Below are 11659 nucleotides of genomic sequence, written 5' to 3'. Positions count from 1 at the left end.
ATATGAAGACATATAAACCAGGTTTATCAAAAGGCATTGCGGCAGGAATTATGTGCCTCACCTTATGCCTCTTTGCCTGTAAAAGCACGTTCGATATAGAGCCTGAAAATGTGCTGAGCTCGGAAAACGCCTACCAGAACGTATACGATGCGGATGCGGTGGTGATGGGGATCTACGGCAAGGTGCAGGGACTGGCGGAACGCTATATGGTATTGAACGAGCTTCGCGGAGATCTCGAGGATGTAACCCCTAATTCGGATAAATACCTGAAGCAGCTAAACGATCATGCGGTAACCACCGATAACAGCTGGGCCGACCCGAGACCATGGTACGAAGTGATCATCAACTGTAACGATGCCCTGGCGAACTTCAGCAAAATGCTTAGCGACAAGCGGTTGAGCCAGGCAGATTACAATATCCGGTATTCTGAAGTAGGCGCTATCCGTACCTGGCTATACCTCCAGGCAGGCGTGCAATACGGTACGATCCCTTATATTACCGATCCCCTGGCAAAGGTTACCGACCTGGATGATGCATCCAGGTACCCCATGATCGGTTTTGATGACCTGCTTACCAGGCTGATCGATTTTACCATGGCATTACCTAATAAGGACCCCATGCCTGCAGGGACATCGCTGGTGACTACACTCGACACTTATAACACCACCAAGATGTTCATTAACAAATATTGTTTGATGGGCGACCTATACCTCTGGAAGGGAAATTATACGCAGGCGGCACATTACTACAAGATCATTATGAACTATGCAGATGTGCTGTACCCCACCCTGATCGATGCCGGCGAAAACTGGACGAATACGTATAAGCTCGGTAACGCAAGTACCCGGCTAAGTGCGGGAAACTGGATGGTGATCTTCGCATCAAGTTTCGGAGAGCGCTACTCAAACTACGAGATCATCTGGAACCTGCCATTCGACAAGAAGTTTGCGCCCGAAAACCCGTTTATCGACCTGTTTTACTCCAGGTATCTCGTAAAACCTTCGGCGCAAGCCATAAAGAACTGGAACAGCCAGACCCGCTCGGATAACACGCCCGGCGACACTTTCCGCGGGGTGGGCAGGAGCTATACCCAGGGCACACCGATAATTGCCAAAATGCTGGGCAGCTATAACCCGGCCCTTCCTTTTGAAACCAGCGGAAAATGGATCCTTTGCCGTGCGGCCATGATCCACCTGCGTATGAGCGAGGCCGCTAACCGCGACGGTTTTGACCGGATCGCCTATGGATTTATGAATAACGGCATCAGGTCGGCATTTACGCCGGCAGCGTTGCCGGTGCCTGATAACGTTTCGAACATTATGCAAACCACGCTCGATACCAAGTCTGATTATTACTTCGACGCCCGCCAGGGAGAGTTCCCCCGCTACCGCAGCGCCTGGTACGTAAACGAAGGGATTAGGGGACGTGCCTCATTGGCGCCTGCTAAAGTGGATTCCGCGAAGTTTTTCAATATGACGATCCCTGGCCAGGAGAATAAACCGGTGACCGATCGTCCGGGTCTGACCATTGCCATGGAAGACCTGCTGGTAAATGAAGCAGCCCTGGAGCTTGCGTTCGAAGGCAACCGCTGGCAGGACCTGGTGCGGATCGCCCTGCGACGGGAGAAAATAACTGCTGGTGCAGGCAGGGCTTTCCTGAGAGACAAGGTAGCAGCCAAATTCACCGCAGCAGGATTGCCCGTTCCCGCCGGCGTTACCGCGTTGGGAACCGATGTGAAAAACTGGTACCTGCCGTTTAAAATGAAGTAGCCCATAGAGTCCCTGCAAAAAGCTTTGCGTCTTCCCTGCGTACCTATCAACGGGTAATTAACGCAAAGGGCGCAAAGCTTTTTTTAAAAGTGCAGCGGGTTTTATAGCTCCACCATCGCTTTGATCACGCCGTTGTCCGGGTCGAGCCAGGTGTGGAACTCGGCTTTCACATCATCGAAGCCTACGCGGTGTGTGATGTAGGTCTTCGGATCTACGAGCCCGTTTTTCATCGAGCGGATCACATGTTCGAAATCTGCCCGGGTAGCGTTGCGGCTGCTCATTAACGTGGCCTCGCGCTTGTGAAATTCCGGGTGACTAAACGAGATCTCTCCCTTCTGTAATCCTACCAGCACATACCTTCCGCCATGGGCGAGCCAGGCAAAAGCACGGTTAATGGCCCCGAGGTTTCCCGTGGCATCGATCACTACCGAGGGCATATCCCCGCGGGTAATGGTTTGAAGCTGTTCTTTTACGTCGCTTGCCAATGCGTTCACCACGGCGGTTACGCCCGCTTTCTCCTGGCAGAAAGCCAGCCGGGAACTGTTAATATCCATTGCGATTACCTTGCCTCCGGCGATCCGGGCAAATTCCATGATGCCCAGCCCGATAGGGCCTGCACCAATCACCAGAACGAACTCGCCAGCAGCTACTGCACCGCGCCGCACGCCATGTGCACCGATGGCAAGCGGCTCGATCAGCGCCAGCTCATCATAGCTTAATCCCTCGCCATGCAGCAGGGAGTAGGAGGGGACCTGAAGGTATTCGGTCATGCCCCCGTCAGAATGTACGCCGCATACGCTGATCTGCTCGCAGCAATTAGGCTTGCCCGAACGGCATGCGATACAAATGCCACAGTTAAAATACGGTATAAATGTTACCTTTTCGCCAGGCTCAAATCCCGGTGCGTTGTCGAAGTCCGCGAGCTCACCCGCCAGTTCATGTCCCAGTACACGCGGGTAGTTGAAATAAGGCTGCGTGCCTTCGAACGCGTGGAGGTCTGTTCCGCAGATCCCGACCCGGCGGATGCGGATGAGGGCGTGATCTTTCTTTAAGGCGGGACGTTCTTTTTCAGTGTATTCGAAGGTGCCTGGTTGGGTGCAGGTAAGGACTTTCATATATAAATATGGGATTTACCGTCAAAAATACAATTATTGGAGGAATTCCGTTAGACAAGCGGCAAGCGCTATTGCGGCCCGGTTTATGCTCAATCATACAGATTTTCGTAAATTCGTGCAGGGAACGATATGTTCAGATCAAGGTTAGCAAGAATATTAATGCTCGGATTGCTATTCCTGGCGGTTTCGCAGAAGGTGTCGGCCCAGCTGGTAGTCACCAGCAATGCCGATTCGGGACCGGGAACGCTTCGGCAGGCGCTGTCTGATGCGGCAGCTTCGGCGGGGGCCGACGTAATAAGCTTTAATCTTCCTCCCGGACAGCCAATCACGCTTCTTGGCCAGCTAGATCTCGTTAATGATGTCACCATAGACGGTACCACTCAACCCGGCCTTCCCTTAGGCGTCATAAATGCGAAGGTCAAAATTAGGCTTAGTGCAGGTATATCGTTCGCGCTGCGAGGCGTAGAAGTGAAGAACGTATCCATATTCGGGCTTTATATCGATCGCGCGTATAACGCGGCAGATAACCAGGAAAGCGCCGCAGGTATTTCATTTATCAATAGTAAGAACATTGCCATCGGCGCCGCCGGGAAAGGGAATATCATTACCAATTTCGGGCAGAGCATTGACGTAAGGTCGGGCGATTTTGCCACTGAAGCCCAGTTATGCGAAAACGTGAGGATCAGCGGTAATATGGCCGGCTTAGATCCCGGCGGGTTTGAGAAGTGTGACCTGGGGTATGGCGGTATTACTTGTGAGCGCATCCGTAATCTTACGATCGGGGGAAATTCTCCGCAAGACGGGAATAAAGTTGCAGGCAGGATCCGCTACCGCGAAGTGAGTAATGCCCTTATAACAGGGGAGCTGGTGGTAAAAAATAACGTGGTGGGCCTTACTTCCGACGGCACTACCGCCGTTCAGGCGTTTCCGTTCACTAACTTCAATTACGAAGTGAATATCGCATCGCTCGCGCTGGAGAAATGCGAAATCCAGTCGAATGTGTTTAGCGGGTTGAATTCTTCGCTCGTGCTGAACGTCAATTGCTATTTCAGGATACAGGGAAACAAGTTTGGATCAGATTACTCCGGTAATAACCGGATCGGTAATGCGCATAGTGCCATCCTGCTGAACAGCTGTGCCGGCGGCGGGCTGATAGGCGGGGGAACCGCAACTGAAGGAAACCTGGTAACCGGCTGTTTCCAGCATAAATACGGCGGTTTCAGGGAATTCGGGAATATCGAGAACAATGGAAGTGCATACATCGAAGTACGGGGAAACAGCTTCAGGTGTAATGAACATGCATACGAGTACGCCATAAAACAGGGAACTCCGCCTATCGGCCAGGTGGTGGCCACCGTTACCAGCCGTACTGCCAGCCGCATCGCCGGTACCGCTACAGCAGGTTCACGCGTAGACCTTTACTACAGCAAATCGGGTGGCTGCACCAACGCGGCCTGCGAGCCCGATGAGATGTTCGCCAGCGTGATGGCCAACGGCGCAGGCAACTGGAACTACAATGGCACCGTGGACGGCTTCAACGTTATCGTAGCCGCTACCCTCATATCGGGAAGTAATAAGTCACAGACCTCCGGGTTTACCTCCATTCATTCTGATTACAAGGAATCGGAAGTGAAAAAAACCGACGTGTGCGGTACCACGAAAGGTTCTATTAAGGGCATCAAATATCAAAACGCGTTGAGCTATACCTGGTATAACCAGCTGAACGAGGTCATTCAGCAAGGAAGCGACCCTGATATAACCGGGCTCGGCGTAGGCATTTACAGCCTGGAAGTCGGCGATGGTTTCTGTACTACCAAAACAGACTTTTACCAGATCGCCGATGTGTCTGTAAAAACCGATTTTACACGACAGGCAGTAGACGAGGCGGTTTGTAACCAGGCGAACGGCAATATTAAAGGGATCAGCAGCGCGGGAAACACTGCTGCCTGGCGTGACAAGAATAACGTAATTGTAGGCACGGCGTTCGACCTCGCGGGAGTTAAGGCAGGCCGGTATACGCTCACCGTAACCAATCCAACAACGGGCTGCTCGGCCACTTACCCGCCGGTTATAGTTCCGGTGGCCGGCGATCCTACGCTGGATGAACGGCAGGCCGCTGTGACGGATGTGACCTGCGAACTGCAGAACGGCGCAATCAGGGGGATCAATGTCAATGTTGCGGGCTCTTATATTTATACCTGGCGAAACCAGGACGGCGATATCGTTAACCCGGCGTCAAAATCGGTCCCGGATGTCCGGGATCTTGGACCGGGAAAATATACGTTAGAGGTAAGCGGAGCGGGAATTTGCATTACTAACCCGTTATTTTCAAAACAATACGAGGTATTGTCCACCGGGGTGATCGTTTTTAATATCTCGAAACGGGAGCTGACGGCTGCCAAATGCGACGGCACAGGTGGATCTGTTACCGGAATTACCGTTACCGGCGCCAATCGATACGTATGGCGCGATGTGGCCGGTGCCGAACTGTCCACGAACCTTGACCTGGCGGGTGTGCCCGCCGGGCAATATTATTTATCTGCCTACGGGGATGCCGGTTGCACGAAACGGATCTCTGTCATTATCCCACAGGATATGCCGGCCGCCTATGCGTTTACCGATCAGGTGGTCCCTGCCGGCTGCGGGCTTAATAACGGGTCTATTACGGTAGATTTCGGCGCCCGTATGCCAAAAGCCGTTCGCTGGCTGAACTCCTCCGGCACGGTGATATCTACCGCCTCAAGCCTGACAGGACTGAAAGAGGGCATTTACCGGATGCAGCTTACCAGCGATAACGGATGCGAGGCGATTGCTAAAACCTATATCCTCGAACGGGTCGATTTTCCAAAGATCAATGTGGCCGCCGCCATCCCGGTGAACGACAAGTGTTCCACCGGTAAAGGCGGCGTGCGGAATATTTATGTAAATGGCGGCGTGAAGCCGTATGTATACCAATGGAAAAATGCCGCTGGTGTGTTGGTGGGTACCCAGGCCGACCTCGCGAACGTAAGGGCCGGCGAGTATACGCTGTTCGTAACCGATGCGTCCGGCAATTCCTGCAACCAGGACAGGCACACATTCGTACTTGCCGACCAGCTGGACGGGCTGCCCGCGCCAACAGTGCCCGACGTGACCGTATGCGCCCCCGGCAGAGTGCTCATCCACGTGCTTAACCCGGTGGCCGCCACCTATTACCTGTACAAAGAAGCTGGCGGCGTTCCCGTCGCGCAAAGCAATACCGGCGTATTTGAGGTGAATATTGCCGCCGACGGGTTCTATTACGTCGACTATGCGACCGGTCCCTGCAAAAGCGATCCTTCGGCGCTCGAGGTGCACGTTACCGACAAGGAGTTTAAGATCTCGGCCTCTTTTACGCCAAACGGCGATGGCATTAATGATACCTGGCAGATCTCCAATATCCAAAATTATACGAATGCCAACATCCGTGTGTTCAACCGGATGGGCGAACTGGTATTTCACTCCATCAATTACTCCCAGCCTTTTAATGGGAAAAGCCGTGGAACTGATCTCCCCCAGGGTACGTATTACTACCTGGTCGACCTGCAAAAAGGGTGCAAAACGTTTGCCGGAAGCCTGACCCTGGTCAGGTAAATAATAATCTTTTTCGCTGCGATTCGCCAAATCGGTTATATTTGAATAGGGTCTCACCATCCCTCGCTAACCTATGCCTATTAAAGCCCGCGGCTGCCTGCTGTTCCTGTATTTTGTGCTCTTTTTCCTGGTACAAGCAAGTTACGCACAACAGTCTATTAAGTTTAAGCATCTTTCTACGCGCAACGGGCTGTCGCAGAGCAATGTCACCAGCATCGTTAAGGACCGGCAGGGCTTTATGTGGTTCGCTACGCGCGATGGGCTGAACCGGTATGACGGCTACCAGTTTGTTGTTTACCAGTATGACCAGGCAGATAAAAACAGCCTCAGCAGCAGCTACATCAATAAATTATATGTAGACAGGCTGGGGAACCTTTGGGTAGGTACAGCCATCGGCCTCGATCGTTTTGACCGTGCGAAAAACAGCTTTGTACATTACCCGGGTTCGCGGTCCATGTATGTAAAGGCGATCTTCAGGGACTCCAAAGGTAACCTGTGGGTGGGCGCCAAGGACGGTTTGTACCTGCTGGATGAGCGCAGTAAAAAGTTCCGCGCATTTTTTAACAAGCCGGATGTATCGTCGAGCATCAGCAACAACGATGTGAATGTGATCGAAGAAGTGAATCCGGAGCAGCTGTGGATAGGAACCGCCCACGGCCTTAACGTCCTGACTACCGGTACCGACCATTTTAAACGTTACCTGCATGATAATGAGAATGTAAACTCCCCCGCCGGGGATGCGGTAAAGGGCATCGTGAAAGACCGGGAAGGCAACGTGTGGCTGGCGCAGGACGGCGCGGGTCTTTCGCGTATCGACCATGAAACAGGCTTGTTTACACACTACAGGCATAAAGCGGGCGATCCGGCATCGCCGGGAACAGACAACCTGATCGCCATGGAGATGGGCCCCGGCAACAAACTATGGATAGGTACCGAGGCAGGCGGGTTAATGATCTACGATTACCGCAACGATGCACTGCAATCGTACCGGAATGATGTTTTTGATAACACCACCATCAGTCACAACAATGTGCGCTGCATATACCACGATCCCGCGGGCATCACCTGGCTGGGCACCAACAGTGGCGGAGTTAGCTATGTAACCACCAACGAAGATAAGTTCGCGTTATACCGCACCATTGCTTATCGCTCCAATAGCCTGACCAGCAATAGCATAAAGGCGTTTGCCGAAGACGACAGGCGCCGCATTTGGGTTGGCACCGAAGATGGGATCGATATCCTCGACCCGAAGACCGGCGCTTTTACCCACCTGAAGGCCAGCGAAGGGAACAATAATTCCATCAGCAGCAACAATATTTACAGCCTGGCGCGCATCGGCAGGGATTCGATGGCCGTTGGTTCTTTTGATGGCGGTCTCGACATCGTAGAGGTCGCTTCCGGCCGCATCTCGCATTACCGTAAAACCGCGGCCGACAGCAGCTCCCTGAGCGACAACCGCATCAACCGGATCTATACCGATCGCCGCGGAAATAGCTGGATAGCCACCTGGAGCGGCGGGCTTAACCGTTTCGACCGGGGCGGGAAGCGTTTTGTGCGCTACGATATCCGGTCGGCGGGCAGGCAGGCGTCTCCGGCTAACCTTTTCACACTGGCGGATGACCCGGAGGGGAACCTGTGGATTGGTACTGATCAGGGATTGTTCTCGCTGAACACGGTTAATAATAAGGTCACGCAATATGTCCACCAGCCACAAGATCCCCGCAGTTTGGGCAACGACCTCGTTAATTGCCTGCTTGTAACGAAGGATGGCCGCCTGTGGATAGGGACCGGCGGCGGCGGCCTGAACCTGCTTGACCCTAAAACAGGCAGGTTTACCGCGGTAACCACCCGCCAGGGCCTCCCGAATAATTTTATCCATGCGATGGTGAGGGATGAAAAAGGCGTCATCTGGTTAAGTACCAACAACGGGTTGGCAAGCTATGACCCGGCGGCAAAGAAGATCAACACGTTTGGTGTGAACGATGGGTTACAAGGCAGCGAATTCCGGCGCGATGCCGCGATGATAGCGAGCGACGGTACCCTCTATTTTGGCGGCGTTAACGGGTTTAATTCTTTCAGGAATAACCGGATCATTTATAATAAGGTGCCGCCTCCGGTGGTATTTACGATGTTCAGTATCTCGAATAAACCAATCATACCGGGCGCCAAAGGGTCGCCGCTGCAAAACGATATCTCAGTTACGAATGATATCGTGCTCAATTATAAGCAGGCATCGTTTTCGGTTGAGTTTGCGGCGTTAAACTTTATCGCTCCCGAGGGAAACCGCTACGCTTACCAGCTTGCCGGCCAGGATACCGCCTGGATATACAGCGGCGCACAGCGGAAGGCTACATATACCAACCTGGCGCCGGGTGAGTATGTGTTTAAAGTAAAAGCCTCCAACAACGATGGCGTTTGGAACGGGCGGCCGGCCGCACTGAAAATCACCATCGTGCCGCCTTTCTGGATGACGTGGTGGTTCCGCACATTGGCCGTGCTCGCATTAGCCGGGCTGGCTTTTGGCCTCAACAGGTACAGCATCAATAAAGTAAAGCGGCAAAATGAAGAGCTGGAACGTATCGTAGAAGAACGCACGGCGGAAGTGATGCAGCAAGCCATAAAGCTGCAGGCCATGAATGGGGAGCTGCAAAGCCAGGCGGAAGAAGTGCAGGCCCAATCGGAGGAGCTGCAGAGCCAGGCAGAACATTTGCAGGGGCTGAACGAGGAACTGCGCGTACAAACCGCGCAGGAGGCTAGCGCACGCCACGAAGCCGAGCTTGCCAACCAGGCCAAGAGCGTGTTCCTGGCCACCATGAGCCACGAGATCCGCACCCCCATGAACGGTGTGCTGGGCATGGCGGCCTTGCTCTGCGATACCGAACTTGCCGCTGATCAGCGTGAATATGCTGAAACCATCCGCAGCAGCGGTGAAAACCTCCTCAGCGTGATTAACGATATCCTCGACTTTTCGAAGATCGAATCAGGCAAAATGGAACTTGATCCGCACGATTTCGACCTCCGCGAAAGCGTCGAAGATGTGATGGACCTCTTTGCCGGACGTGCGGCACAACAAGGTATCGATCTCATTTACCAGATCGACCCGGCGCTCGCCCCGCAACTGGTAGGCGATAGCCAGCGTCTTCGACAGATTCTCATCAACCTGTTGGGTAATGCCATGAAGTTTACCTCGCGGGGTGAGGTGTTCCTCGGCGCAACGCTGCTTTCCCGTAAAGACGATCAGCTGGAGATCGCTTTCGCGATCAGCGACACCGGCATCGGCATTCCGCCGGAGGCGATCCCGAGGCTGTTCAGGGCTTTTAGCCAGGTAGACTCGTCGACCACCCGCAAATATGGCGGAAGCGGCCTCGGCCTTGCCATTACGCAGCGATTGGTGGAGCTGATGGGCGGCACAATCAGCGTAAGCAGCAAACCGGGCCAGGGGACCACCTTCAGGTTCACGATAGTGTGCCACGCAAGCCCGGATATAAAGCGGAAATACATCAACTTCAGCCTCGAGGGAAATGAGCATAAGCGCGTGCTCATCGTAGACGATAATTTTACCAACCTGCGCATTCTTTACCTGCAGCTCGAACAGTGGAACCTCAAGTCGGTGCAGGCCTCATCCGGCGGGGAAGCGCTGCGGATCCTGGCCGGCCCGGGTGGTTTCGACCTGGTGGTTACCGATATGCAGATGCCGGAGATGGATGGCGTACAGTTAACCACCCTCATCAAAGAGCGTTACCCGGCGCTGCCGGTGATCCTGCTGAGCTCTATGGGCGACGAGACCAGGAAGAACTACCCGCACTTGTTTTCGGCTATCCTTACCAAGCCCGCCAAGCAGCAGCACCTGGGGCGCGTAATACAAACAGCACTTAAGCAGCATGCAGCCCAAACCCCGGGTTCAGCGGAGCAGCGGTTATCGCAATTTAACGAAAGCTTTGCCGCCACCCACCCGCTGAGTATCGTCATCGCGGAAGATAACGAGATCAACCAGCGAGTTATCGTGCGGGTACTCAGTAAGCTTGGTTATGAACCGGTACTCGCCGGGAACGGCGTTGAACTGCTGGAACTGCTCGCTGCAAAAACGTTCGATGCCATATTAATGGACGTGCACATGCCGGAAATGGACGGATTTGAAGCAACCAGGATCATTCGTAAGGGCGCAGGCAAACAACCGGTGGTCATTGCCATGACCGCTAATGCGATGAAGGAAGACCGGGATGATTGTCTGAACTGCGGAATGGACTATTACCTCTCCAAACCGATCAGGATCGAAGAGCTGCAATTGATCCTGGAGAAGGCAGCTGCGAAAAAAACAGGCGCAGCACCACTGGGCGTTTAAAGAATCCCCTTAAGCTTTGCAGCGACTTTCAGCTTGGCCTGGATCACTTTCGATGAAATGCTCGAAACCCCTTTCGTGATCCCGTCCAGCCGTTCCTGCTCCGTGTAAAGGAAGTCGCGGATATCCCTTAGCCAGGTGAGTTTTCGTTCCGTAAAGCTCGATTTTATGCCGCCAAACAGTTTCTCCGCGAGCGAGCCTTTGTCATCGGTCTCCCGTGCTCTCGCAGAATCAATCCGCGCAATGCGATGGTCGATGTCGAGTATCATTTCCCTGATGGAAGCGCGGAGCGCTTTTAATTTACGGACATCATCACTATCGGGAACGGTATCTTGTAAGGTGAGGTGGCCATGACGGGTGAGCAGGTCGATCTCCGCGCTTAACGCAATGATCCGGCTGCTTATTTTTGCGGTCGACTCTTCGTCGCTTTCACGTTCAGTTGCATACGTGTTCCCGGCGCCAAGCACCAGGATCATGAGCATGATCCACCGGTTTTTCATAAGCTTTTTGCAATTTCTGCACCGATCGCGTTCACTTCTTCGCTTTCATCAAAGGTTGGCAGGTCTGTTTCGTCGTCAAGTTTCAGCCAGTGCGTTTCGTCGCGCTGGATCTTTATATATTCTACACCTTCTTTAAAAATGGTGAACACCTCATCTTCTTCCGGGAATACAGAATAAGTAACGTTGCCAAGCGTAATGTCAAAAGGTTCCTGCATGCCGCAAAGGTAATTGTTTTATTCTTTTTTAATATCAGGGAGGCAAACCAGGCACCGGTCAATAACGTATAGTCAATTGATAAAATGTTGTAAATACGCTATTTTCAGA

The 11659-nt window shown here is 53.1% G+C and carries 6 protein-coding genes; 3 read left to right on the top strand and 3 right to left on the bottom strand.

Going from position 1 to position 11659, the window contains the following annotated elements; genetic code table 11:
• Positions 1–2 precede the first annotated feature (2 nt).
• On the top strand, positions 3–1769 hold the full coding sequence (locus GS398_RS18690) for a RagB/SusD family nutrient uptake outer membrane protein (protein ID WP_160908323.1): 1767 nt from the start codon (positions 3–5) through the stop codon (positions 1767–1769).
• A gap of 101 nt (positions 1770–1870) precedes the next feature.
• Here the strand turns inward: GS398_RS18690 and GS398_RS18685 are convergent, their stop codons facing one another.
• Positions 1871–2884 (bottom strand): zinc-binding alcohol dehydrogenase family protein, encoded by a 1014-nt coding sequence (locus GS398_RS18685; RefSeq protein ID WP_160908322.1) that lies wholly within the window; start codon positions 2882–2884, stop codon positions 1871–1873.
• A 159-nt stretch (positions 2885–3043) separates the two neighbouring features.
• Between GS398_RS18685 and GS398_RS18680 the strand changes: the two genes are divergently transcribed.
• Both GS398_RS18680 and GS398_RS18675 read left to right on the top strand, forming a co-directional pair.
• Positions 3044–6496, top strand: coding sequence for a T9SS type B sorting domain-containing protein (locus GS398_RS18680; protein WP_160908321.1), 3453 nt, complete (start codon positions 3044–3046; stop codon positions 6494–6496).
• 73 nt (positions 6497–6569) lie between these two features.
• Positions 6570–10838, top strand: a complete 4269-nt coding sequence (locus GS398_RS18675; RefSeq protein WP_160908320.1) for a hybrid sensor histidine kinase/response regulator — start codon at positions 6570–6572, stop codon at positions 10836–10838.
• Here the strand turns inward: GS398_RS18675 and GS398_RS18670 are convergent.
• Positions 10835–11335 carry a hypothetical protein gene (locus GS398_RS18670; protein WP_160908319.1) on the bottom strand — a complete coding sequence of 167 codons (501 nt, stop codon included), beginning with the start codon at positions 11333–11335 and terminating at the stop codon, positions 10835–10837. The two genes, GS398_RS18675 and GS398_RS18670, sit on opposite strands and share 4 nt — an antisense overlap.
• Positions 11332–11550 carry a hypothetical protein gene (locus GS398_RS18665; RefSeq protein WP_160908318.1) on the bottom strand — a complete coding sequence of 73 codons (219 nt, stop codon included), beginning with the start codon at positions 11548–11550 and terminating at the stop codon, positions 11332–11334. Before GS398_RS18665 ends, GS398_RS18670 begins: the two co-directional genes overlap by 4 nt.
• Between the last annotated feature and the right edge of the window lie 109 nt (positions 11551–11659).

The sequence above is a fragment of the Hufsiella ginkgonis genome (genome assembly GCF_009834915.1).
In the GTDB taxonomy this organism is placed as follows: domain Bacteria; phylum Bacteroidota; class Bacteroidia; order Sphingobacteriales; family Sphingobacteriaceae; genus Hufsiella; species Hufsiella ginkgonis.
The sequence above is the reverse complement of the archived record's forward strand: the minus strand, read 5'-3'. Positions and strand labels throughout refer to the sequence as shown.